The organism is Delftia sp. NA_296.1, assembly GCF_052692095.1.
Map to the genome: position 1 here is coordinate 52,855 of NZ_JBQZGF010000004.1, position 23,535 is coordinate 76,389.

Annotated in this window: 19 protein-coding genes; 16 read left to right on the forward strand and 3 right to left on the reverse strand. The window is 70.0% G+C overall.

What is annotated here, in order from left to right; genetic code table 11:
• Positions 1-6 precede the first annotated feature (6 nt).
• On the reverse strand, positions 7-2,781 hold the full coding sequence (locus ACUTR7_RS11255; RefSeq protein ID WP_445608871.1) for a LuxR C-terminal-related transcriptional regulator: 2,775 nt from the start codon (positions 2,779-2,781) through the stop codon (positions 7-9).
• Positions 2,782-2,963: 182 nt separating this feature from the next.
• Between ACUTR7_RS11255 and ACUTR7_RS11260 the strand changes: the two genes are divergently transcribed.
• The 15 genes from ACUTR7_RS11260 (at position 2,964) to ACUTR7_RS11330 (ending at position 19,636) form a co-directional block, all read left to right on the forward strand.
• Positions 2,964-3,746, forward strand: coding sequence for an SDR family NAD(P)-dependent oxidoreductase (locus tag ACUTR7_RS11260; RefSeq protein WP_034395951.1), 783 nt, complete (start codon positions 2,964-2,966; stop codon positions 3,744-3,746).
• A gap of 133 nt (positions 3,747-3,879) precedes the next feature.
• On the forward strand, positions 3,880-5,064 hold the full coding sequence (locus ACUTR7_RS11265) for an acetyl-CoA C-acetyltransferase (RefSeq protein WP_445608872.1): 1,185 nt from the start codon (positions 3,880-3,882) through the stop codon (positions 5,062-5,064).
• A 69-nt stretch (positions 5,065-5,133) separates the two neighbouring features.
• On the forward strand, positions 5,134-5,958 hold the full coding sequence (locus tag ACUTR7_RS11270) for an ABC transporter ATP-binding protein (RefSeq protein ID WP_016449217.1): 825 nt from the start codon (positions 5,134-5,136) through the stop codon (positions 5,956-5,958).
• Positions 5,942-6,667 (forward strand): ABC transporter ATP-binding protein, encoded by a 726-nt coding sequence (locus ACUTR7_RS11275; RefSeq protein ID WP_445608873.1) that lies wholly within the window; start codon positions 5,942-5,944, stop codon positions 6,665-6,667. The genes ACUTR7_RS11270 and ACUTR7_RS11275 overlap by 17 nt, the downstream gene beginning before the upstream one ends.
• Before the next feature lie 5 nt (positions 6,668-6,672).
• Positions 6,673-7,545 (forward strand): branched-chain amino acid ABC transporter permease, encoded by an 873-nt coding sequence (locus ACUTR7_RS11280; RefSeq protein WP_445608874.1) that lies wholly within the window; start codon positions 6,673-6,675, stop codon positions 7,543-7,545.
• A gap of 176 nt (positions 7,546-7,721) precedes the next feature.
• Complete coding sequence (locus ACUTR7_RS11285) at positions 7,722-8,759, forward strand: branched-chain amino acid ABC transporter permease (protein ID WP_445608875.1); 1,038 nt, start codon at positions 7,722-7,724, stop codon at positions 8,757-8,759.
• A gap of 29 nt (positions 8,760-8,788) precedes the next feature.
• Positions 8,789-9,655, forward strand: a complete 867-nt coding sequence (locus ACUTR7_RS11290; protein ID WP_445608876.1) for an enoyl-CoA hydratase-related protein — start codon at positions 8,789-8,791, stop codon at positions 9,653-9,655.
• Positions 9,656-9,811: 156 nt separating this feature from the next.
• Positions 9,812-11,032 carry an ABC transporter substrate-binding protein gene (locus ACUTR7_RS11295; RefSeq protein WP_315533556.1) on the forward strand — a complete coding sequence of 407 codons (1,221 nt, stop codon included), beginning with the start codon at positions 9,812-9,814 and terminating at the stop codon, positions 11,030-11,032.
• Between the two features lie 34 nt (positions 11,033-11,066).
• Complete coding sequence (locus ACUTR7_RS11300) at positions 11,067-12,719, forward strand: long-chain-fatty-acid--CoA ligase (protein WP_445608877.1); 1,653 nt, start codon at positions 11,067-11,069, stop codon at positions 12,717-12,719.
• 134 nt (positions 12,720-12,853) lie between these two features.
• On the forward strand, positions 12,854-13,936 hold the full coding sequence (locus ACUTR7_RS11305) for a CaiB/BaiF CoA transferase family protein (protein ID WP_012206624.1): 1,083 nt from the start codon (positions 12,854-12,856) through the stop codon (positions 13,934-13,936).
• 9 nt (positions 13,937-13,945) lie between these two features.
• Entirely contained in the window at positions 13,946-15,508 is a 1,563-nt protein-coding gene (locus tag ACUTR7_RS11310; protein WP_445608878.1) for a long-chain-fatty-acid--CoA ligase, read from the forward strand.
• A 25-nt stretch (positions 15,509-15,533) separates the two neighbouring features.
• The gene (locus tag ACUTR7_RS11315; protein ID WP_047218395.1) at positions 15,534-16,682 is read left to right on the forward strand and encodes an acyl-CoA dehydrogenase family protein; all 1,149 of its coding nucleotides are present in this window, start codon (positions 15,534-15,536) and stop codon (positions 16,680-16,682) included.
• 79 nt (positions 16,683-16,761) lie between these two features.
• Positions 16,762-17,652 (forward strand): SDR family oxidoreductase, encoded by an 891-nt coding sequence (locus ACUTR7_RS11320; protein WP_097201733.1) that lies wholly within the window; start codon positions 16,762-16,764, stop codon positions 17,650-17,652.
• 17 nt (positions 17,653-17,669) lie between these two features.
• Complete coding sequence (locus ACUTR7_RS11325) at positions 17,670-18,482, forward strand: crotonase/enoyl-CoA hydratase family protein (RefSeq protein ID WP_013801537.1); 813 nt, start codon at positions 17,670-17,672, stop codon at positions 18,480-18,482.
• A 260-nt stretch (positions 18,483-18,742) separates the two neighbouring features.
• Positions 18,743-19,636, forward strand: coding sequence for a 3'-5' exonuclease (locus ACUTR7_RS11330; protein WP_230355077.1), 894 nt, complete (start codon positions 18,743-18,745; stop codon positions 19,634-19,636).
• On the opposite strand, the gene ACUTR7_RS11335 is transcribed toward ACUTR7_RS11330, so the two are convergent.
• Positions 19,633-20,811 (reverse strand): GGDEF domain-containing protein, encoded by a 1,179-nt coding sequence (locus ACUTR7_RS11335; RefSeq protein WP_013801535.1) that lies wholly within the window; start codon positions 20,809-20,811, stop codon positions 19,633-19,635. The genes ACUTR7_RS11330 and ACUTR7_RS11335 overlap by 4 nt on opposite strands.
• A 315-nt stretch (positions 20,812-21,126) precedes the next feature.
• On the opposite strand from ACUTR7_RS11335, the gene ACUTR7_RS11340 reads away from it, so the two are divergent.
• Positions 21,127-22,416 (forward strand): O-acetylhomoserine aminocarboxypropyltransferase/cysteine synthase family protein, encoded by a 1,290-nt coding sequence (locus tag ACUTR7_RS11340; protein ID WP_034395982.1) that lies wholly within the window; start codon positions 21,127-21,129, stop codon positions 22,414-22,416.
• Positions 22,417-22,479: 63 nt separating this feature from the next.
• On the opposite strand, the gene ACUTR7_RS11345 is transcribed toward ACUTR7_RS11340, so the two are convergent.
• The gene (locus ACUTR7_RS11345) at positions 22,480-23,532 is read right to left on the reverse strand and encodes a hypothetical protein (protein ID WP_445608879.1); all 1,053 of its coding nucleotides are present in this window, start codon (positions 23,530-23,532) and stop codon (positions 22,480-22,482) included.
• Between the last annotated feature and the right edge of the window lie 3 nt (positions 23,533-23,535).

Here is a 23,535-nt window from a genome sequence, read left to right on the forward strand (position 1 = left end):
AGCGGCCTAGCGCAAAACCCGCAGCTCCCGCGCCAGCGCCACGGCCTGGGTGCGGCTGCGCGCGCCCAGCTTGAGGTTGATGCTGCGCAGGTGGGTGCGCACCGTGCTGTCGGAGACGAAGAGCTTTTCGGCCATGGCCGCATTGGAGTAGCCCGAGGCCAGCAGTTCCAGCACGCGCAGCTCCTTGCGGGTCAGGGGCTCGGCAAGCGCCGTGGCCGGCGCCAGGCCCTGGGGCGCATCCGCTGCCTGCAGCTCGGGGGGATCGGCGGACTCGGCAGGCTCGCCCAGGGCAGACAGCAGCCGCTGTGCATGGGCGGCAGCCTCCGGCTCCGCCGGTTCCGTGCGGCGCGATAGTGAAAGCGGCAGTGAAAGCGGCAGTGAAGGCGACAGCACGCGCTGCAGCACGGGCGCGAGCAGCGGCCCCTCATCGAGCATCAGGCGCACAAAGCCTTCGCTGGCACCGTGGCGCAGCGGTTGGCCCAGCATGGCGGCTGCGGCGTCCAAGTCGCCGCAGCCCGCCTCGGCCAGCGCGCACAGCACCTGCAGCTTGAGGCTGCGGTGGCGGCGCCCGCGCAGTTGCGCATCGGCCAGCAAGGGGGCGATGGCATCGCGCACGGCACGGCAGTCGCCAAAGTGCAGACCCCAGCGCAGCCGGGCGATGGCGATGTCCTCCACCTCGTGCGGGGGCAGGCGCAGGCGTTCCACGCGCGGCCATACGCCGGGATCGTCGGCACGCTCCAGCGCCTCGGACGCGGCGGCCCGGTTGCCCTGCAGCACGAAGATGCGCGCATGCTCCAGCCGCGCGCTGGCCGTCACGCGGGGCAGCTGGCGTTCATGCCCCAGGTACTCCAGTTCGGTCAGCAGGCCGAAGGCCGCATCCACATCGCCACGCACGAAGGCAATGCGCGCACGCATGCGGTAGCTGGAGATCACATGGTCGGGCAGGCCCACGTCGCGGGCCAGCGGCAGGTAGACGTTGAGCAGGTGGTCGGCGCCGTCGAGGTCGTTGGTCTCGTAGAGCACGCCGGCATGCAGCACGCCTGCCCAGGCATTGCCGTTGGTGGGGTTGTAGGAGGCGCTGCGCGGCGTGGCGGCCAGCGCCACGCGAAAGCGCGACGCCGCCTGCCGCAGCCGCCCGCCCGACAGGTCCAGCACGCCCTCCATGGCCTCGGTGTACATGCGGCTGAACAGGCTGCCGGCCTGGGTGCTGCGCGCCGCGTCCAGCAGGCGGTGGGCCTCCTCGGCATCGCCCAGCACCGACACCACGTAGGCCATGGCATTGGTCAGCGAGCTGTCCGCAAACGGCCGGCAGCTGGGCAGGCAGGCCAGCGCCTGGCGGCCCAGGGGTGCTGCCTCTTCCACGCGGTCCATCATGGCCAGCAGCAGCGGCTGCAGGGCCATGACCAGCGCCTGCGCGGCGGGGTCCGCGGCCATGCGGGGCCGCAAGGCGTCCAGCCGCTGCTGCGCCTGCCAGGGGCCGCGCGTGAAGCAGTCGGCATAGGCGGCCACGGCCTGCAGCAGCGGCTCGCGCGCCATCAGCGGCGCCGGCATGGCCGAAAACCAGCGCGACAGCAGGCGCATGCGGCCCTGCTCCATCAGCGCCTCGGCGTGGCGCGCCAGCAGGGACAGGGCATGCGGCAGGTCGCCGCCTTCCAGCGCATGCTCGATGGCGGGCACGGGCCGGCCGCAGGATTCGTACCAGCCGCTGGCCGCCAGGTGAAGGCGCGTCAGTTCACCGGGCTGCTCGCGCAGCAGCTGTGCGCGCAGGAAGTCGGCAAACATGCTGTGGTAGCGCCAGCTGTGCCCGCCCTGGCCACCCTGCGCCTCGTCGGCCAGCGGCACCAGGAACAGGTGGGCCTGCTCCAGCGCCTGCAGCATGGCGGCGCCGTCGGCACGCGGCACCAGGGCCTGGCAGACCTGGGCATCCAGCGTGCGCAGGATGCTGGTGCGCAGCAGGAAGTCGCGCACGGACGCGGGCTGCTGAGCCAGCACATCCTCGGCCAGGTAGTCGGCCACGGCGCGCTCCGAGCCCGAGAAGCGCTCGATGAAATCGCTGTGCGGGCCATGGCGCTCCAGCGCCAGCGAGGCCAGCCACAGCGCGCCTATCCAGCCTTCGGTCTTGTCCAGCAGCCGCGCCAGGGCCTCGCGCGGCAGCGGGCAGCCGCGCAGGCGAAAGAACTCCTCGGCCTCGCCCACGGAAAAGCGCAGCAGCGCCGCATCGATCTCCAGCAACTGGCCACTGGTGCGCAGCCGCCCCAGTCCCAGGGCCGGCAGCGCGCGCGAGCCTATGACCAGGCGCCCGCGCTCGGGCAGCTGCTCCATGAGCTGGCGCACCAGGCCGAGCACGGCATCGTTGTGCAGCACCTCGAAATCATCGATGAACAGCGCAAAGGAGCGGCCCTCGCCGGCCAGCGCATGCAGGGCCTGGGACAACTCGCCGGCGCCTTGCGACGGCCCCACTCCCAGGGTGCGCACAGCCGCGCCCAGGCACTGCAGAAAGCGTGAGACATCGTTGTCGGCGGCATCCAGCGTCAGCCAGGCCGTGGCCTGGCCCTCGGCCTGCAGGCGCTCGCGCATCTGGCGCATGGCCGTGGTCTTGCCGAAGCCGGCAGGGGCGCGCACCAGCACCACGCGGGCGCGCAAGGCCTCGGGCCAGCGCGCGGCAACGGCCAGCCGGGCCACCTGGGCGGCAGCGGCGCGCGGCGGGCTCAGCTTGGCCTGCGGCACGTAGCCGGAACCCGGACCGGGGCCGGAGGAAGGGGTGGGCGCTGGGGGCTGCATGCAGGCAGGGGGCACTGTGAAGGGGTGAGGCACCGGGCACTTTCGTCGGTTTCGACGATGGCGGCAAGACGGGGCGATTCCTAGACTTGGAGGCAGATCATAGGTGGCGAACCGCCCCCTGTCCCGATCCAAGGCGACAGGCACCGGCGCACCGCCAACGCACCAACCAAGGAGACCTTCACATGCAGCTTGACGCAAGCATCAGCGCCGTCGTCACGGGCGGGGCATCGGGCCTGGGCGCGGCCACCGCGCGCCGCCTGGCCGCAAAAGGCGTGCGCGTCGCCCTGTTCGACCTCAACGAGACGGCCGGGCAGGCGCTGGCGCGCGAGACAGGCGGCCTGTTCTGCCGCGTGGACGTGACCGACGAGGCCAGCGTGGACGCGGGCTTTGCCCAGGCCCGCGCGGCCCACGGGCAGGAGCGCATCCTGGTCAACTGCGCGGGCACGGGCAATGCCGTCAAGACGGCCAGCCGCGACAAGGCCACGGGCGAGATCCGGCACCTGCCCGTGGCCAATTTCGACCGCATCATCCAGATCAACCTGGTGGGCACCTTCCGCTGCATCGCCAAGTCGGCGGCGGGCATGCTCACGCTGGAGCCGCTGGCCGACGGCGAGCGCGGCGCCATCGTCAACACCGCCTCGGTGGCGGCGCAGGACGGGCAGATGGGCCAGGCCAGCTACTCGGCCAGCAAGGCCGGCATCACGGGCATGACCCTGCCCATCGCGCGCGACCTCATGGGCGAGGGCATCCGCGTGAACACCATCCTGCCCGGCATCTTCGACACGCCGCTGCTGCAGGGCGCGCCCGACAACGTGAAGGCGGCGCTGGCCGCCTCCGTGCCCTTTCCCAAGCGGCTGGGGCAGCCCGACGAATACGCCCACCTGGCCGAAACCATGATCACCAACGGCTACTTCAACGGCGAGTGCGTGCGCCTGGACGGCGCCATCCGCATGGCGCCGCGCTAGGCGTACCGCCCAGTCACCACGGCAGGCACCGTCCCCGCGTTTTCCCTGGCCGGAATCGTCGCTTGCGACGATGCCCGGCCCGCGCCGGCCGGGCCACCATCCCCCCAGGAATACAGGAACAGGAGACATATCCATGGCACAGGCATACATCGTCGCCGCCACGCGCACGGCGGGCGGCAAGCGCGGCGGAAAGCTCTCGGGCTGGCATCCGGCCGATCTCGCGGCCCAGGTGCTGGACGAGCTGGTGCGCCGCAGCCAGGCCGACCCGGCCCAGGTCGAGGACGTGATCATGGGCTGCGTCAGCCAGGTCGGCCAGCAGGCGACGAACGTGGCGCGCAACGCGGTGCTGGCCTCGTCCCTGCCCGAGTCCGTGCCGGGCACCACGGTGGACCGGCAGTGCGGGTCGTCCCAGCAGGCACTGCATTTCGCGGCCCAGGCCGTGATGTCGGGCAGCATGGACATGGTGATCGCCGCTGGCGTGGAGAGCATGTCGCGCGTGCCCATGGGCACGCCCAACGCCCTGCCCGCCAAGGCCGGCCTGGGCGTCTACATGAGCCCGGCCATGCAGAAGCGCTACCCGGGCGTGGAGTTCAGCCAGTTCATGGGCGCCGAGATGATGGCCGGCAAGTACGGCCTGGCCAAGGACCAGCTGGACGCCTATGCGCTGCAAAGCCATGAGCGCGCCGTGCAGGCCGCGCGCGAGGGCCGCTTCGACCACGAGATCCTGGTCGTGCAGGCGCGCAGCGCCGAAGGCGGTGCCGAGGGCGAAGGCCAGCCGCACACGGTGGATGAAGGCATACGCTTCAACGCCACGCTGGAGGGCATTGCCGGCGTCAAGACCATCCGCGAAGGCGGCTGCGTGACGGCGGCCACGGCCAGCCAGATCTGCGATGGCGCCAGCGGCGTCATGGTGGTCAGCGAGCGCGGCCTCAAGGCTCTGGGCGTGCAGCCGCTGGCGCGCATCCACCACATGAGCCTGCTGGGGCATGACCCCGTGATCATGCTGGAGGCCCCCATCCCCGCCACCCAGGCCGCGCTGAAAAAGGCCGGCATGCGCATCTCCGACATCGACCTGTACGAAGTCAACGAGGCCTTTGCCCCCGTGCCCCTGGCCTGGCTGCAGGCCACGGGCGCCGATCCGGCGCGGCTCAACGTCAACGGCGGCGCCATTGCGCTTGGCCATCCGCTGGGCGCCTCGGGCACCAAGCTCATGGCCACGCTGATCCACGCCCTGCACGCACGCGGCGGGCGCTACGGCCTGCAGACCATGTGCGAGGGCGGCGGCATGGCCAACGTCACCATCATCGAGCGCCTGTAGGCGCCGCCATGCCACGGTGCGACCGGCGCGGGCCGCGCCGGCCGCCCACCATCGGGGGGAGGGAAAGCCATGAGCCAGGACTCGCAGCCCCTGCTGCGCATCGAAGGCGTTTCGCTGCGCTTCGGCGGCATCGTCGCGCTGGACGGCGTGAGTTTCGATGTTGCGGCAGGCCAGATCTGCGGCCTCATCGGCCCCAACGGCGCAGGCAAGAGCAGCCTGTTCAACTGCCTGTCGCGGCTGTATGCCTGGCAGGCCGGCCACATCCGCTTTCGCGGCCAGCCGCTGGCCACGCTGGCGCGCCACCGCATGGCCGCGCTGGGCATGGGCCGCACCTTCCAGAACCTGGCCCTGTTTTCCAGCATGACGGTGGCCGACAACGTGCGCCTGGGCACGCACAGCCACCAGCACGCCGGCTTTGTGCGCGACGCCCTGCGCCTGCCCGGCGTGCGCCGGCGCGAGGCAGAAGCCCGCGCCCAGGCGCAATCGCTGATGGCCCTGCTGGAGCTGACGGGCGTGGCAGAGCGCCGCGTGGCCGACCTGCCCTTCGGCACGCAAAAGCGCGTGGAGCTGGCGCGCGCCCTGGCCTGCCGCCCGCAGTTGCTGCTGCTGGACGAGCCGGCCTGCGGCCTCAACCATGAGGAGCTGGCCGGCCTGGGCGACCTGATCCTGTCGCTGCGCGACCGGCTGGGGCTGACCGTGCTGCTGGTGGAGCACCACATGGGCCTGGTCATGCGCGTGAGCGACAAGGTCGTGGCGCTGAACTTCGGCCGCAAGATCGCCGAAGGCACGCCGGGCGAGGTTCGCGCCCATGCCGAAGTCATCCGCGCCTACCTGGGTTCGGACATGCAGCCGCAGGATCAGGACAGGGAGGTGGCGCATGCCGGCACTGCTTGAAATCCGCGGACTGCATGCGGCCTACGGGTCGGTGCGCGTGCTGGACGGCATCGACATGGACCTGGCCGAAGGCCGCGTCACGGCCCTGCTGGGCGCCAATGGCGCGGGCAAGACCACCACGCTGCGCGCCATCTGCCGCCACCTGGTAGACACGCGCGGCGAGGTGCGCCTGGCCGGCGAACGCATAGACCGGCACAGCACCGAGCGCATCGCGCGCCACGGCGTGGGCCATGTGCCCGACGGGCGCGGCACCTTCGCCCAGCTCAGCGCCGAGGAGAACCTGCGCCTGGGCGCGCAGGCCCGCCCCACGCGGGCGGCCCGTGCCGACGTGGCCGGCGACATGGAGCGCCTGTTCGGCTACTTCCCGCGACTCAGGGAACGCCGCACCCAGCAGGCCGGCACGCTGTCGGGCGGCGAGCAGCAGATGCTGGCCATAGGCCGCGCCCTCATGGGCCGCCCGCGCCTGCTGCTGCTGGACGAGCCCTCTTTCGGCCTGGCGCCGCTGGTGGTGCGCGACATCTTCGGCATCCTGCGGCGCATCAACGAGGAGCAGGGCACGACCATTCTTCTTGTGGAGCAGAACGCGCGCCTGGCGCTGGAGCTGGCGCACAGCGCCTACCTGCTGGAGACCGGCCGCATCGTGCTGCACGGCCCCAGCGAAGCCATGCGCCGCAACGATGCGGTACGCCAGGCCTATCTCGGGGAGTAGCGGCCATGGACGCCTTCATCCACCAATTGCTGGCCGGCCTGGCCACGGGCGGCATCTATGCCACCGTGGCCCTGGCCCTGGTCATGATCTACCAGGCCACGCACCACATCAATTTCGCGCAGGGCGAGATGGCCATGTTCTCCACCTTCATCGCCTGGGCGCTGCTGCAGGCGGGGCTGCCGTACTGGTGGGCCTTCCTGGCCACGGTGGCGCTGTCCTTCGTGCTGGGCGCGGCCGTGGAGTTCGCCGTCATCCGCCCCATGCACAAGGCGGCGGACCTGGCCCAGGTGGTGGTCTTCATCGGCCTGCTGATCGTCTTCCACAGCCTGGCCGGCTGGATCTTCGGCTACACCATCAAGGAGTTTCCCAGCCCGTTCCCGGCCGACGCCTGGTATGGCAGCGCCCTGATGTCGGCCCATGAGGTGGGCACCATCTTCGTGGCGCTGTCCATCGTGGACCTGCTGTTTGCCTTCTTCCGGCTCACGCCGCTGGGGCTGGCCATGCGCGCGGCCGCGCAGAACCCGGCCTCCTCGCGCCTGGTGGGCATCTCCGTGGGGCGCATGCTGATGCTGGGCTGGGGCCTGGCCGGCGCCATCGGCGCGGTGGCCGGGATGATGGTGGCGCCCGTGGTCTTCCTCGATCCGCACATGATGAGCGGCGTGCTGCTGTATGCCTTTGCGGGCGCGCTGCTGGGCGGAATCGACAGCCCCGCGGGCGCCGTGCTGGGCGGCTTCATCGTGGGCGTGCTTGAAAACCTGGTGGGCAGCTACGTGGTCGGCACCGAACTCAAGCTCTCGGTGGCCCTGGTGCTGATCGTGGGCGTTCTCATCGTGCGGCCCGCCGGGCTGATGGGCCGCAAAGTCGTCAGGAGGGTTTGAACAATGCCCCCCCTGAGCGGCTACGCCGCTTCCCGTTGCACGGCGCCCCCTCTCTCGCTACGCGGGAGGGGGACGACACCCTCGCGGCGGGGCGGCGCGGCCGGCGTAGGCCCTTGCTCGGTGTCCCTCGCTTTTGGGCCACGCCAGTTTTGTGCCCAACGCCCTGGAGAACAATGATGTCCACACGATCCGCCTCCTCGTCTGACGCACTGGTCGCCGCCACCAGCGCGCGACGCCCCCTGCCCCTGGGCACGGTACTGATCGCGGCGCTGGCGCTGGCGGCCTGCTCGCTGGTCTTCGTGGCCAAGGGCTACCAGCTGTTCCAGGCCTCCATGGTGCTGGCCTATGCCGTGGCCCTGGTGGGGCTGAACATCCTCACGGGCTACAGCGGCCAGATCTCGCTGGGCCATGGCGCCTTCTTCGCCATAGGCGCCTATGCGGCCGGCATCCTGATGGACCGCGCGGGCCTGGCCTACTGGCTGGCCGTGCCTGCAGCGGGCCTGGTGAGCCTGGCGGCGGGCTACCTGTTCGGGCGGCCCGCGCTCAGGCTGGAAGGGCTGTACCTGGCGCTGGCCACCTTTGCGCTGGGCGTGGCCATGCCCCAGCTGCTCAAGTACCGCCACCTGGAGGCCTGGACCGGCGGCGTGGGCGGCATCGTGCTGACCAAGCCCGAGGCGCCCTGGGGCCTGCCGCTGGATGCCGACCAGTGGTTCTACCTCTATGCATTGGCCGTGGCGGCGCTGCTGTTCTGGATGGCGCGCAACCTCATAGACAGCGGCAGCGGCCTGGCGCTGCGCGCCATCCGCGACCACGCCATGGCGGCCGAGGCCATGGGCGTGGACAACGCGCACTGCAAGTCCATGGCCTTTGCGATTTCAGCCGGCTACACGGGCGTGGGCGGCGCGCTGTCGGCCATTGCCGTGCAGTTCGTGGCGCCCGACTCCTTCACCATGTTCCTGTCGATCTCGCTGCTGGTGGGCGTGGTGGTGGGCGGCGTGGGAACGCTGTGGGGCGCCCTGTTCGGCGCCCTGTTCATCATGTTCATCCCGGGGCTGGCCGAGCAGGTGTCCAAGGCCGCGCCCTGGGCCGTCTACGGCACCGTGCTCATCGTCTTCATGTTCGCCATGCCCGGCGGCGTGATGGGCCTGCTGCACCGACTGGGCCGACCGGGCCGGCCGGGCCTGCACCTGCCCCGGCAGCGGCCGCGTGCCTGACTTTCCATCCCCACCCACAGGAGTCCCCCATGAATTCCAGTCCGGCCGTCCGCATGGAACGCCACGGCGACAACGACGACAGCGGCGACAGCGGCGAGATCGCCCTCATCGTCCTCCAGGACAGCGCCCGCATGAATCCGCTGGGCAGGCCCTTGCAGCTGCGGCTGCGCGAACTGCTGGCCGAGGTGCGCGAGGACACCTCCCTCCGCGCCCTGGTGCTCACCGCCGAGGGCCGGGGGTTCTGCGTGGGCGCGGACCTGTCGTCCATGGGCGGCGCGCAAGGCGGGGCACAAGGCGGGGCCCAGGCCGATGGCCGCACGCTGGGCGCGCAGACGGCCGACAACATGCAGCAGTTGTCCAACCGCCTCATCCTGGACCTGCAGCAGTTGCCCGTGCCCGTGGTCTGCGCCATCAACGGCGCGGCAGCCGGGGCAGGCGTGGGCCTGGCCCTGGCCGGCGACGTGGCGCTGGCGGCGCGCTCGGCCTACTTCTACCTGCCTTTCCTGCCGCGCCTGGGCATCGTGCCGGACCTGGGCACCACCTGGTTCATCGAGCGCCGGCTGGGCCGTGCGCGCGCCCTGGGCCTGTCCCTGCTGGGCGACAGGCTGGGCGCGCAGCAGGCTGCCGACTGGGGCCTGGTCTGGGCCTGCGTGGACGACGAGGCCCTGCGCGAACAGGCCCTGGCCACGGCCGCCCGCCTGGCGCGGCTGCCGGCCGGCGCCGTGCTGGAAGCCCGCCGCGCGCTGGACCACGCAGCCGCTTCCACGCTGGAGCAGCAGCTTCACTACGAGGCCGAACGCCAGCGCGAGCTGGTGGGCGCGCCGGCCTTCATGGAAGGCGTGCAGGCCTTCATGCAAAAGCGCGAGCCAGTGTTCGCGCCACGCCAGCCGGGCTGAGCGCCGCGCCTTCCTTCCACGCCGTCCCGACGCGCCTTGCTGCGTCCGCACATGCATTCGTCGGAATCGACGATGGGCGAGCGCCGGGCCGGTTCCTACCATGGACCGGCCACCACAAGAAAAGCGGGCACGCTGCCCGCAAGCCAGGAGACAACCATGCGCAACACCATCGCCCGGGGCCCCTGGGCCCTGATCGCCTGCCTGGCGCTGGCCCTGCCGGCCATCACCCAGGCGCCAGCCCAGGCCCAGACCCAGACCCAAAAGAAGTACGACACCGGCGCCAGCGACACCGAGATCCGCATCGGCAACTTCGTGCCCTACTCGGGCCCGGTGTCGGCCTACGGCACCATCGGCAAGGCCCATGCGGCCTACTTCGCCAAGATCAATGCCGAGGGCGGCATCAACGGCCGCAAGATCACCTACCTCTCCGCCGACGACGCCTACAACCCCGCGCAGAGCGTGGAGCAGACGCGCAAGCTGGTCGAGCGCGACGGCGTGCTGCTGATGTTCGGCGCGCTGGGCACCTCGCACAACCAGGCCGTGCATCGCTACATGAACCAGCGCAAGGTGCCCCAGCTGTTCGTCTCCACGGGCGCCACACGCTGGGGCGATCCGAAGAACTTCCCCTGGACCATGGGCTGGCAGCCCACCTACCAGCTCGAAGGCCGCACCTTCGCCCAGCACATCCTGGCCACGCGGCCCCAGGCCAAGGTGGCCGTCCTGATGCAGAACGACGACTTCGGCAAGGACTACCTCAAGGGCGTGCTCGACGGATTCGGCGAGCAGGCCAAGCAGCGCATCGTCGTGCAGCAGACCTACGAGGTCGGCGACCCCACGGTGGACAGCCAGATGGTGGCGCTCAAGGGCTCGGGGGCGGACACCTTCATCAACATCAGCACGCCCAAGTTCGCGGCCCAATCCATACGCAAGGCCGCCGACATCGGCTGGAAGCCTGCGCACTACCTGGTCAGCGTCTCGCTGTCCATCAGCTCGGTGCTCAAGCCTGCGGGCCTGGACAACGCGCGCGGCGTGATGACGGCCAGCTACCTGCGCGAGCCCTCGGACCCCACCAACCAGGGCACGCCCGAACTGGCCGGCTACCTGGCCTTCATGAAGCAGTTCTACCCGGCGGGCGACCCCAACGATTCGCTCAACGTCATCGGCTACTCCCAGGCCCAGACCCTGGTTCAGGTGCTCAGGCAGGCCGGCGACGAACTCACGCGCGCCAACATCATGAAGCAGGCCGCCAGCCTGAAGATGGACCTGCCCATGCTCTACCCGGGGATCAGCCTGCAGACCGGTGCGGACGATTTCTTCCCCATCAAGAAGATGCAGCTCGTGCGCTTCGACGGCAGCCGCTACGCGCCCGTGCAATGACCCCAGCCTTCAGGACAACGACAGGAGACACCCCATGCCCGCCTTGCAAGGACTGATGCAGGACCGCCCGCTCATGATCTCGTCGCTGATCGAGCATGCGGCGCGCTTTCACCCGCACACCGAGATCGTCTCGCGCCTGCCGGAAACCCGGGACGGTGGCCTGCACCGCACCGACTGGGCCGGCATGCGCCGCGCCTCCTGCCAGGTGGCCAACGCCCTGCAGTCGCTGGGCGTGCAGCCTGGCGAACGCGTGGGCACGCTGGCCTGGAACAGCTGGCGCCACCTGGCGCTGTACTTCGGCGTCTCGGGCAGCGGCGCGGTGCTGCACACCATCAACCCACGCCTGTTTCCCGAGCAGATCGAATACATCGCCAACCATGCCGAGGACCGGGTGCTGTTCTTCGACGTGACCTTCGCGCCGCTGGTGGAAAAGCTCGCACCGCATCTGAAGACCGTCACCACCTATGTCTGCATGAGTTCGCGCGAGCACATGCCCACGCTGGACCTGCCCGACCTGCACTGCTGGGACGAGCTGGTGGGCAACCAGTGCGAGGACTTCGACTGGCCCGAGTTCGACGAGCGCACGGCTTCGTCGCTGTGCTACACCTCGGGCACCACGGGCCACCCCAAGGGCGTGCTGTACTCGCACCGCTCCACCGTGCTGCACACGCTGATGGAGCTGGCGCCCGACACCTTCGGCCTGAACGCGAGCGAGACCGTGATGCTCATCGTGCCCATGTTCCATGCCAACGCCTGGGGCACGCCCTATGCGGCGGCCATGGCCGGTGCCCGGCTGGTGCTGCCCGGCCCCCACCTGGACGGCCAGAGCGTCTACGAGCTCATGCGCGACGAGAAGGTCACCTTCTCGCAGGGCGTGCCCACCGTGTGGCTGATGCTGTTCCAGTACCTGGATGCGCATCCCGACATCGACCCGCGCGCGCTGGGCGTCAAGAGCATAGGCATCGGCGGCGCGGCCGTGCCGCGCGCCATGCTGGAGCGCTTCGAGAACCAGTTCGGCGCCCAGGTCGTGCAGGGCTGGGGCATGACCGAGACCAGCCCCATCGGCGTGGTCAGCAAGCTGCTGCCCCGGCACGACACGCTGTCGGGCGAGGAACTGGTGAAGGTCAAGCTCAAGCAGGGGCGCGGCGTCTGGGGCGTGGACCTCAAGATCGTGGACGACGACGGCCGGCCCCAGCCCTGGGACGGCCAGGCCCGGGGACACCTGCGCGTGCGCGGCCCCTGGATCGCCAGCGGCTACTTCAAGGGCGAAGGCGGCTCGCCCGTCGATGAGGAAGGCTTCTTCACCACGGGCGACGTGGCCACCATCGATGCCGACGGCTTCCTGCAGCTGGTGGACCGCGCCAAGGACGTGATCAAGTCGGGCGGCGAATGGATTTCCTCCATCGACGTGGAGAACGCCGCCATGGGCCATCCCGGCGTGGCCGAGGCCGCCATCATCGGCGTGGCCCATCCCAAGTGGCAGGAGCGGCCGCTGCTGCTGGTGGTGCCGCGCGCAGGCCACAGCGTCAGCCGCGAGTCCATGCTCGACTTCCTGTCCACGCGCATCGCCAAATGGTGGCTGCCCGACGATGTGCTGCAGGTGGCCGAGCTGCCGCACACGGCCACCGGCAAGCTGCTGAAAACGAAGCTGCGCGAGGAGTACAGGAATTACCCCCTGAGCCGCTGAGCGGCTTCCCCCAATGGGGGACGACACCTTCGGTGCGGGGCGGCCCTTCCTCGGTGTCTCTCGCTTGGACAACGCCAGTTCCATAGCGCTCTGCTCTATGGTTCATTGAAGAAAAGAGAACAAAGGAGACCTCCATGCCAGGACCGCTTGAAGGCGTGCGCGTGGTCGAGTTCGCGGGCCTGGGCCCGGGGCCGTTCTGCGCCATGCTGCTGGCCGACATGGGTGCCGAGGTGCTGCGCATCGCGCGGCCCGGCACGCCGGTCGATGCGCAGGACATCACCACGCGCAGCCGCAGCCAGGTCGAGATCGACCTGCGCGGCGAGGAAGGCCAGGCCTCGGCCCTGGCGCTGATCGCACGCGCCGATCTGCTCATCGAGGGCTTTCGGCCCGGCGTGATGGAGCGCCTGGGCCTGGGCCCCGAGCCCTGCCTGGCGCGCAACCCGCGCCTGGTCTACGGCCGCATGACGGGCTGGGGCCAGCACGGGCCGCTGGCGCATGCGGCGGGGCATGACATCAACTACATCGCCATCTCCGGCGCGCTGCACGCCATCGGCCGCGCGGGCGAGGCGCCCGTGCCGCCGCTCAACTACGTGGGCGACTTCGGCGGCGGCGGCATGCTGCTGGCCGTGGGCCTGCTGGCCGCCCTGCACGAGGCCGGGCGCAGCGGCCGGGGCCAGGTCATCGATGCGGCCATGACCGATGGCACGGCCCTGCTGTCGGCCTTCATGTACGGCTTCAAGGCCAAGGGCCAGTGGAGCAACCAGCGCGGAGAGAACCTGCTGGACGGCGGCGCGCACTTCTATGACACCTATGCCTGCGCCGACGGCAAATACATCGCCATAGGCGCCATCGAGCCGCAGTTCTACGCCGAGCTGCGCCAGCGCTGCGGCATACAGGACCCGCTGTTCGACGCGCAACTGGACGCCGCGCGCTGGCCCCTGCTCAAGCTGCGCCTGGCCGACGTGTTCCGCACGCGCACGCGCCAGCAGTGGTGCGAGCTGCTGGAAGGCAGCGATGCCTGCTTCGCCCCCGTGCTCGACTGGGACGAGGCGCCGCAGCACGCCCACAACCGCGCGCGCGCCACGTTCACCGAGGCCGGTGGCGTGCTCCAGCCCGCGCCGGCGCCGCGCTTTTCGCGCAGCGTGCCCGAGCAGCCGCGCCCCCCGCGCGCCGCCAGCCTGCAGGACACGCTGGCCGCGTGGAACGCCCGCTCCTGAGGAAACCCCATGCCCATGTATCTCACCCAGGCCATCCACAAGGGCCGCCGAGAAAAGGCCTGTGCCACGGCGGCCATCTGCGGCGAAGAGCAGGCCAGCTGGTCGCAGCTTGCGCAGCGCATCGAGCGCTGTGCCGGCCTGCTGCGGGCGCTGGACGTGGCGCCCGGCGACCGCGTCGGCATGATGGGCCTGAACTCCATCCGCTACCTTGAATACTTCTATGGCTGCTGGTGGGCAGGCGCCGCGGTCAACCCCGTCAACATCCGCTGGAGCGCGCACGAGGTGGCCTACTCGCTGGACGACTGCGACACGCGCGTGCTCTTCGTGGACGATGCCTTCGCGCCCCTGGTGCCCCGGCTGCGCGAGCTGTCCTCCAGCCTGCGCACCGTGGTGTTCTGCGGCACGGGCGCCGCGCCCGAAGGCGCGCTGCACTACGAGCAATTGCTGGCCGCCGCCACGCCCTGCGCCGACGCGCTGCGCAGCGGCAACGATCTGGCTGCCGTCATGTACACAGGCGGCACCACGGGCCGGCCCAAGGGGGTGATGCTCAGCCACGACAACCTGTTCATCAACGCCCTGTCCAATGCCAGCAACGTGCCGCGCCAGCATGTGAAGGTGGGCATGGTGGTCACGCCCATGTTCCATGTGGCCGGCTGCGGCCTGGCCCTGCTCATGGCCCAGCGCCTGGTGCCCCAGGTCATCGTGCCGGCCTTCGACGAGCTGGCCATCCTGGACGGCATCCAGCAGCACGGCGTGAACGAGCTGTTCCTGGTGCCCACCATGATCCGCCGGCTGATCGAGCATCCGCGCCTGGCCGAGTTCGACCTGTCCAGCCTGCGCCTCATGCTCTATGGCGCGGCGCCCATCGACGCCAGCCTGCTGGAGCGCGCCATGCAGGCGCTGCCCGGCGCCGACTTCGCCCAGGCCTACGGCATGACCGAGCTGTCGCCCACCATCGTGTCCATGGGCCCGGCCGAGCACCGCCCCGGCCCGCAGCGTGAGCGCCTGCTGCGCGCGGCCGGCCGGCCCGTGACCATTGCCGAGGTGCGCATCGTCGATGGCGAGGGCCGCGAGCTGCCGCCCGGCGAGGTGGGCGAGATCACGGCGCGCGGCCCCATGGTCATGCAGGGCTACTGGAACAGGCCCGCCGAGACGGCCGCCGCGCTCAAGGACGGCTGGATGCACACGGGCGACATGGGCCGGCTGGATGCCGACGGCTACCTCTTCGTCGTGGACCGGCTCAAGGACATGATCGTCAGCGGCGGCGAGAACGTGTACTCGGCCGAGGTCGAGAACGCCATCGCCCAGCTGCCCCAGGTCGCCATGTGCGCCGTCATCGGCGTGCCTGACGAACGCTGGGGCGAGCGCGTGCACGCCGTGATCGTCGCGCGCGAGGGCCAGCCGCTGACCGAGGCCAAGGTCATCGCCCACTGCCGCGAACGCATCGCGGGCTACAAGTGCCCGCGCTCGGTGGAGTTCCGCGCCGAGCTGCCGCTGTCGGCCGCCGGCAAGCTGCAGAAATTCCAGCTGCGCGAACCCTACTGGCAGGGCCGCGAACGCCGCATCAACTGAACCCCTCAATCCACCGGTCCAAGCCATGCCACTGCAACTGACACGCTCCTGGAGCACCCCCGAGCTGGAAAGCCTGCGCGCCACCGCCGTGCGCTTTCTGGAAACCGAAATGCAGCCCCAGGACGAGGCCGCACGCCAGCGCGGCAACGTGGGCCACGCCATCTGGCGCCGCGCCGGCGAGCTGGGCCTGCTGTGCACCGACATCCCCGAGGACTACGGCGGCGGCGGCGGCGACTTCCGCCACGAGGCCGTGATCCACGAGGAGATGGCGCGCCGCGCCCTCTCGGGCATGAGCAACTCCGTGCATTCCATCGTGGCCCACTACCTGCTCAACCACGGCACCGAGGCGCAAAAGCGCAAGTACCTGCCCGCCATGGCGCGCGGCGAGCTGGTGGGCGCCATCGCCATGACCGAGCCCGGCGCGGGCTCGGACCTGCAGGGCGTGCGCACGCGCGCAGAACTCAGGGATGGCCGCTACCGCATCAACGGCAGCAAGACCTTCATCACCAACGGCCTGCTGGCCGGCCTGATCCTCGTGGTCTGCAAGACCGACCCGGCCCAGGGCGCGCGCGGCACCTCCATCCTCATCGTGGAGACCCGGGACTGCGCGGGCTTTCGCGTGGGCCGCGTGCTCGACAAGATGGGCATGAAGGCCCAGGACACCTCGGAGCTTTTCTTCGACGACGTGACCGTGCCGCAGGACGCGCTGCTGGGCGGGCGCGAAGGCCAGGGCTTCTACCAGCTCATGGGCGACCTGCCCTACGAGCGGCTGATCATCGGCCTGGCCGCACTGGCCTGCATGGAAGGCGCCTACGAGGCCACGCTGGCCTATGTGCGCGAGCGCCGCGCCTTCGGCCAGGCCATTGCCGACATGCAGAACACCCGGTTCAAGCTCGCCGAGGTGGCCACCACCCTCACCGTGGGCCGCGCCTTCATCGACCGCTGCGTGGAGCAGCTGGTGGCCGGCACGCTGGACACGGCCACGGCCTCCATGGCCAAGCTGTGGGGCTCGGAAGCGCAGGGCCGCGTGCTCGACGAACTCGTGCAACTGCATGGCGGCTACGGCTACATGAACGAATACATGGTCACCCGCATGTACGCCGATGCGCGCGTGCAGCGCATCTACGGCGGCACCAGCGAAATCATGAAGGAAGTGATCTCGCGCGCGCTCTGACGCTCTGATCCCCTGGCGGCGCCAAGCGCTGCCTCAGTCACCCCCTATCCCTTCCCCGGCAGCACAGGAGACAGCAGCCATGACCCTCGACGACCTCATCTACAAGCCCGGCCTGCTCAAGGGCGAACGCATCCTCGTCACTGGCGGCGGCACCGGCCTGGGCCGTGTCATGGCCGAGGCCTTTCTCATGATGGGCGCCGACATCCACCTGTGCGGCCGGCGCGGCGCCGTGGTCGAGCAGACAGCGCAGGAGCTGATGCAGCAGCACGGCGGCCGGGCCACGGGCCATGCCTGCGACGTGCGCCAGCCCGAGGCCGTGGAGCAGATGATCGAGGCCATCTGGGCCGATGGCGGCGCGCTCACGGGTCTGGTCAACAACGCGGCCGGCAACTTCGTCAGCCGCACCGAGGACCTGTCCATGCGCGCCTTCGACGCCGTGGCCAACATCGTCATGCGCGGCAGCTTCAACCTCACGCTGGAGTGCGGCCGCCGCTGGCTGGCCGAGGGCCGCAAGGCCAGCGTGCTGTCCATCCTCACCACCTGGGTCTGGAACGGCTCGGCCTTCACCGTGCCCTCGGCCATGGCCAAGTCGGGCGTGCATGCCATGACGCAGTCGCTGGCCGTGGAATGGGGCAACCGGGGCATACGCTTCAACGCCATCGCGCCGGGCCTGTTCCCCACCGAAGGCATGAGCGCGCGGCTGAACCCGCAGGGCGGCGAGCATGTACGCGCCGACAACCCCATGGGCCGCAACGGCCGCATGCCCGAGCTGGCCAACCTGGCCGTCTTCCTCATGAGCCGCCAGGCCGAGTACCTGACGGGACAGACCATCGCCATAGACGGCGGACAATACCAGGCGACGGGCGGCAACTTCGCCGGGCTGGCCAGCTGGAGCGACCAGGACTGGGCGAATGCGCGCAGCGCCATCGAATCGCGCAACGCGGCCGACCGCCAGCAAAGAACCGCATAGACACAAGGAGACAAGCCATGAGCCAAGAACGCGTGCGCATATCGGTGGACCACGGCGTGGCCGAGGTGACCCTGGCCCGGCCCGACAAGATGAATGCGCTGGACCCCGCCATGTTCGACGCCCTGATCGACGCATTGGCGCGGCTGCGGGACACGCCCGGGTTGCGCGCCGTGGTGCTGCATGGCGAAGGGCGCGCCTTCTGCGCGGGCCTGGACATGGGCAGCATGGCCGGCATTGCCGACGGCCAGCAGACGGCGGACATGACGGACCTGGCCGCGCGCACGCACGGCATGGCCAACCGCTTCCAGCAGATCTGCTGGGGCTGGCGCGAACTGCCCGTGCCCGTGATCGCCGCCGTGCACGGCGTGGCCTACGGCGGCGGCCTGCAGCTGGCCCTGGGTGCGGACATCCGCCTGGTGGCCGATGATGCGCGGCTGTCCATCATGGAAATCAAGTGGGGACTGGTGCCCGACATGGCCGGCTGCGCGCTGGCCGCGCCGCTGGTGCGCGGCGATGTGCTGCGCGAGCTGGTCTACACCGGCCGCATCGTGCCCGGCCCCGAGGCCGTGGCCCTGGGCCTGGCCACGCGCGTGAGCGCTGCGCCGCTGGAGGAAGCGCGCCACCTGGCCCGCCAGATCGCGGCCAGCAGCCCGCACGCCATACGCGCATCCAAGCGCCTGATGCAGCTCAGCGAAACCGCTTCTCCCGCAGACATCCTGCTGGCCGAGGCGCAGGAGCAGCAGGCCCTGCTGGGCAGCTCCAACCAGGCCGAGGCCGTGCGCGCCGGCCTGGAAAAGCGGGTGCCGGTATTCAACGATCAAGGCCTTTAGACACCTTTTGAAACAGCCGCCGGACCCTGCATCGGAGTCCGGCGCAGCCATCCGCAAATACCCTTATTCGACGCCCTTTCGCCACTGCGCTGATTTTTTAGGCATTCCGTGGAAAGCCTTGCAGGGCGCGGATTCGGCAAGTTACACCCGGAGTTTTCCACAACTCCGTCCACACGCACCGGGGATAAAAACCCGGTGCCTGAGGGGCATGCAAGTGCAGGCATACTTGACGGCTTGCCTCGGCTTCCCCCTCTTTTCCCATGCCCCGCCTGCACGCTCCCAGCAAGGATGACAGCCGCCTGCTGCCGCCTTTTGCCGCCCTGCCGGAACGCTGCATCCACGTGCCCGCCACCGACGCCGAATTCGCGGCCGCACGCGCCGCGCTGATGGCGGCTCCCGTGCTCGGTTTCGATACCGAGAGCAAGCCGCTGTTCCACGCCCACCAGACCGACACCGGCCCCCATGTGGTGCAGTTGGCCACCTGCGACCAGGCCTGGCTGCTGCAGTTGCACCATGCGCAGGCACGCGCGCTTGCGGCCGACGTGCTGGCCAGCGAGTCCATCTGCAAGGCCGGTTTCGGCCTGGACCATGACCGCAGCGCGCTGCCCGCGCGCCTGGGCGTTGCGCTGCACAACGTGATCGACCTGGACCGCGTGTTCAAGCGCCACGGCTATGCCAGCTCGGTGGGCGTGCGCGCGGCCGTGGCCCTGGTGCTGGGGCAGAACTTCCACAAGTCCAAGAAGATCTCCACCTCCAACTGGGCTGCACCGCAGCTGAGCCTGGCCCAGCGCCACTACGCGGCCAACGACGCCCACGGCGCCGCCATGGTGCATGCCGCCCTGCCCGCCTGGGAACAGCGCCAGCCGGCCGTGGCCCAGCCGCCCGCCAGGTCCGGCAGGCCTGCGCCTGAACCCCGCGGCCCCGGCAGCTCCAGCGGCCCGCGGGGACCACGCAGGCCCCACGCGCCACGCGAGCAGGACGCACCGCGCGAGCCGCATGTGTCGCACGAGCAGCATGTGTCGCACAAGCCGCACGAGCCGCATGAGCCACATGCACCGCGCGAGTCCAGCGCCCCACGCTCATCGCCACGCCCTTCCCGCACCCCACGCCTGCTGCAGGCGCCGGTCACACCGGGCAAGCCAAGCCCTGGCTAGGCCTCTTCCTCTTGCGGCACCAGCCGCACCCGGTCGCGGCCTGCGCGCTTGGCCTCGTAGAGCATGGCGTCGGCACGCGCCAGCGCCTGCTCCAGCGTCTGGCCCTGGGCCATCCAGGCCACGCCAAAGCTGGCCGTGATGCGTATGTCGTCGGGCAGCGCGCTGAAGCCCATCAGGCGCAGCTGGGTCTGGATGCGCCGGGTGATCCATTGCGCGGCCAGCGGGTCGGCGTGCGGCAGCAGGGCCACGAACTCCTCCCCGCCAAAGCGTGCAACCAGGTCCTGCTGGCGTGTGCTGCGCAGCAGCAGGCGCGCAAAGCGCTGCAGCACCTCGTCGCCCGCCGCGTGGCCCCAGCCGTCGTTGACCCGCTTGAAATGGTCCAGGTCGCACACCAGTACGGCGGCCGACAGCTGCGGCTGCTCGGCCAGCCGGCGCTGCACGGCCTCCTTGAAGGCGCGCCGGTTCAGCAGCCCGGTCAGCGGATCGCGGTCGCGCTCCTCGTGCAGCTCCTGCACGGTGTCGCGCACCGCTGCGGCCAGGAAGAGCATGGCAAACAGCAGGCCGAACACCAGCAGGCTCAGCTGCAGCGCCATCCACGAGGAAGAAATGCCCAGCCATTCCCCGGCTGCGCTGGCCGATACCGAAGCAGCACGCGGCGTCACCCACAGCGTGCGGACGAAAAAGCTCAGCGCAAAGACCACGAACACCCACAGCAGCAGCCGGTCCCAGCCTGTGCAGGGATGCCTGCGTGGCAGCCGCCACAGCGGCAGGGCCAGCTGCAGGCCCAGGCCGAAATTGAGCACATGCTGGCGTGCCTGGGCATCGGGCACGGCCCAGGCGTAGTAGCCCAGCACCACCAGCACCGCGCCGCCAAAGCCGGCCGCCAGCGGTGCGTCCGGGCGCACGCCCTGGCGTATGGCCATGGCCTCGGTGATGAACCAGGCCGCGCACAGTTGCAGCGCGGCCGTCGTCAATGCATTGACCGGAACGGCCGCGGGCCGCTCCAGGATCTGCAGCAGCAGCGCCAGGCTGAAGCCGGTGAAGGCGAAGGACATGCTGCGCAACTCGCGCCGGGCACGCAGATGCCGCCAGCAGACATAGAAACAGCCGGCCAGCAGCAAGGTGCACAGGGGCACCGCCAGCGCCAGAAGATGTCTTGCTGTCAACGTCACCATCAACTCCCTGATGGAGTCTAGCGATCAGGTCACGTTACAACACGTCGTTAACAAAAATACACATTCACTCACGATTCTGGCGATGGCAGGCCGGGCATATCTGCGCGTGGCAGAGGAGCAACCGGGCTGCGGCGTATATGTTCGTAACCAACGCATCGTTGGGCACCGGAGGCCGGCACGCCACAATGCCAACCGTCCTCCGCTAGTAAAACCTCAGGACTTACGCAAACAGGATGCGGGAACGCGCCGCTCCCCATGGCAAATGGCCCGCCCGTGCCCTTCTTGCGTAAGCCGTCACCAGAAAGGCAATCTTCCATGCGCATCGAAACCCTGGCCGTCCACGCCGGCTACTCGCCCGACCCCACCACCAAGTCGGCCGCCGTGCCCATCTACCAGACCGTGGCCTACGCCTTCGACAGTGCCCAGCATGGCGCCGACCTGTTCGACCTCAAGGTGGCCGGCAACATCTACACGCGCATCATGAACCCCACCACCGACGTGCTGGAAAAGCGCGTCGCGGCGCTGGAAGGCGGCATTGCCGCCGTGGCCGTGGCCTCGGGCATGGCCGCCATCACCTATGCCATCCAGGCGATTGCCGAGGCCGGCGACAACATCGTCTCGGCCAGCACGCTCTACGGCGGCACCTACAACCTGTTCGCCCACACCTTCCCGCAGCAGGGCATCACCGTGCGCTTTGCCGATCCGCGCGACCCGGCCAGCTTTGCCCAGCACATCGATGAGAAGACCAAGGCCATCTTCATCGAGTCCATCGGCAACCCGCTGGGCAATGTCACCGACATCCGCGCGCTGGCCGACGTGGCCCATGCCCATGGCGTGCCGCTGATCGTGGACAACACGGTGCCCAGCCCCTATCTGCTGCGCCCCATCGAGCACGGCGCCGACATCGTCGTGCACTCGCTGACCAAGTACCTGGGCGGCCACGGCAACAGCGTGGGCGGCGCCGTCGTGGACAGCGGCAAGTTCCCCTGGGCCGAGCACAAGACACGCTTCAAGCGCCTGAACGAGCCCGATGTCAGCTACCACGGCGTGGTCTACACCGAGGCCCTGGGCGAGGCCGCCTACATCGGCCGCGTGCGCGTGGTGCCGCTGCGCAACACCGGCGCCGCACTGTCGCCGCACAACGCCTTCCTCATCCTGCAGGGCATCGAGACGCTGGCCCTGCGCATGGACCGCATCTGCGAGAACACCCAGAAGATCGCCGAGACGCTGCAAAAGCATCCCAAGATCGAATGGGTGCGCTACGCCGGCCTGCAGGACCACCCCGACCACGCCCTGGTGAAGAAGCAGCTGGGCGGCCGCGCCTCGGGCATCCTCTCCTTCAGCCTCAAGAACGGCAGCGGCGACAGCGACACGCGCGCCGCCGGTGCGCGCTTCCTGGATGCGCTGCAGCTGTTCACGCGCCTGGTCAACATCGGCGACGCCAAGTCCCTGGCCACGCACCCGGCATCGACCACGCACCGCCAGCTCGACGCAGAGGAGCTTGCCAAGGCCGGCGTGACCGAAGGCATGGTGCGCCTGTCCGTGGGCATCGAGCACATCAGCGACCTGCTGGCCGACCTGGAGCAGGCGCTGGCCAAGGTCTGATTCCCGCGCAAGGGCTGGCCGGACTGCGCGGCGGCCCGGCCCTTGCAGGCAGGCCCTGGCCTGTCAGCGCCGCTTGGCGCGCTCTCGCACTTGCTGCGAGGAGTAGAAGATCAGCGGATCGGGCGTGCGCTGCGGGTTGGCGCAGGGCTCGATGGCATGGCCCTTGGGCGGGGCGCAGCGGGCCAGGTCGCGCAACTGGGCCTGGGTGCGTTCGGCGTGGCGCGCGGCGGTCTCGCCTTCGGACGGGCGGCTGCCGGGCACGATGAGGCGCAGCTCCATCTTGCGGATGGCAGGCTCCACGGCATAGGTGCCCTGGTACTGCATCACCACGCGGCGCTCGGCCAGGTCCACCGTGGCCAGCACGGCGCGCATGGGCACGGGAATCATGGCGCCCGACTGGTAGCGCACCAGCACGAAGGGCGCAAAGGGCTTGGGAATCTTCAGCTCCAGTGTCTGGCCCTTGCCGCCGCGCGCATCGGCGCGCACGCGCAGTTGCCCGCCGTCGGGCAGGTAGCGGTCCAGCCGCCAGCCCGTGGATACACGCTGCGCACCTACGCAGGGCGCGTAGTAGTACTCGGTGGCATCAGCATCCTTGCCGGTGTAGAGCATCTGGGCACCTTCATGCTCGGTGAGCGCCTTGGCGGCCATGTCCGCACCGTCGGCCCTGGCGCCAACCAGCGTGCCGCCCCGCACGAACACGCCCGTGTACGGGAACCAGGTGGTGCGCTGGTTGGCGACGGCGCCATAGGGCTTGCATTCGGTGGACATGCTCTGGTCCTGCATGTCGGCCTGGGGCGCCATGGGCTCGCCGCCGTGGCCACCGCCCTGGTCGGCCAGGCTCAGGCGGCCATCGGCCTCGATGGTGAACGTGGCCTTGGCCACCATGGAGTAGTAGCGGCCGGCAGCGTCTTCGCCGATCAGCAGCAGGCTGGGCAGGGGCGTGAGGTTGGCGACCTCGGGTTCGGCGTGCGGCGCATCGGCCGGGGCCTTGGCAGGCACCTCGGGCCGGGGCTGGTCCTGTGGCTGGCTGGGCGCCGGTGCCTGGGGCGGCGCAGTGGCGCAGCCGGCAAGGACCAGGGACAGCGGCATGGCAAGAACAAGCGAACGCAACAACATGGA

Excerpts from the sequence above, each read along its gene's own strand:
- ACUTR7_RS11255 (WP_445608871.1), bottom strand. The coding sequence starts at position 2,781 with ATGCAGCCCCCAGCGCCCACCCCTTCCTCCGGCCCCGGTCCGGGTTCC.
- ACUTR7_RS11260 (WP_034395951.1), top strand. The coding sequence starts at position 2,964 with ATGCAGCTTGACGCAAGCATCAGCGCCGTCGTCACGGGCGGGGCATCG.
- ACUTR7_RS11265 (WP_445608872.1), top strand. The coding sequence starts at position 3,880 with ATGGCACAGGCATACATCGTCGCCGCCACGCGCACGGCGGGCGGCAAG.
- ACUTR7_RS11270 (WP_016449217.1), top strand. The coding sequence starts at position 5,134 with ATGAGCCAGGACTCGCAGCCCCTGCTGCGCATCGAAGGCGTTTCGCTG.
- ACUTR7_RS11275 (WP_445608873.1), top strand. The coding sequence starts at position 5,942 with ATGCCGGCACTGCTTGAAATCCGCGGACTGCATGCGGCCTACGGGTCG.
- ACUTR7_RS11280 (WP_445608874.1), top strand. The coding sequence starts at position 6,673 with ATGGACGCCTTCATCCACCAATTGCTGGCCGGCCTGGCCACGGGCGGC.
- ACUTR7_RS11285 (WP_445608875.1), top strand. The coding sequence starts at position 7,722 with ATGTCCACACGATCCGCCTCCTCGTCTGACGCACTGGTCGCCGCCACC.
- ACUTR7_RS11290 (WP_445608876.1), top strand. The coding sequence starts at position 8,789 with ATGAATTCCAGTCCGGCCGTCCGCATGGAACGCCACGGCGACAACGAC.
- ACUTR7_RS11295 (WP_315533556.1), top strand. The coding sequence starts at position 9,812 with ATGCGCAACACCATCGCCCGGGGCCCCTGGGCCCTGATCGCCTGCCTG.
- ACUTR7_RS11300 (WP_445608877.1), top strand. The coding sequence starts at position 11,067 with ATGCCCGCCTTGCAAGGACTGATGCAGGACCGCCCGCTCATGATCTCG.
- ACUTR7_RS11305 (WP_012206624.1), top strand. The coding sequence starts at position 12,854 with ATGCCAGGACCGCTTGAAGGCGTGCGCGTGGTCGAGTTCGCGGGCCTG.
- ACUTR7_RS11310 (WP_445608878.1), top strand. The coding sequence starts at position 13,946 with ATGCCCATGTATCTCACCCAGGCCATCCACAAGGGCCGCCGAGAAAAG.
- ACUTR7_RS11315 (WP_047218395.1), top strand. The coding sequence starts at position 15,534 with ATGCCACTGCAACTGACACGCTCCTGGAGCACCCCCGAGCTGGAAAGC.
- ACUTR7_RS11320 (WP_097201733.1), top strand. The coding sequence starts at position 16,762 with ATGACCCTCGACGACCTCATCTACAAGCCCGGCCTGCTCAAGGGCGAA.
- ACUTR7_RS11325 (WP_013801537.1), top strand. The coding sequence starts at position 17,670 with ATGAGCCAAGAACGCGTGCGCATATCGGTGGACCACGGCGTGGCCGAG.
- ACUTR7_RS11330 (WP_230355077.1), top strand. The coding sequence starts at position 18,743 with ATGCCCCGCCTGCACGCTCCCAGCAAGGATGACAGCCGCCTGCTGCCG.
- ACUTR7_RS11335 (WP_013801535.1), bottom strand. The coding sequence starts at position 20,811 with ATGGTGACGTTGACAGCAAGACATCTTCTGGCGCTGGCGGTGCCCCTG.
- ACUTR7_RS11340 (WP_034395982.1), top strand. The coding sequence starts at position 21,127 with ATGCGCATCGAAACCCTGGCCGTCCACGCCGGCTACTCGCCCGACCCC.
- ACUTR7_RS11345 (WP_445608879.1), bottom strand. The coding sequence starts at position 23,532 with ATGTTGTTGCGTTCGCTTGTTCTTGCCATGCCGCTGTCCCTGGTCCTT.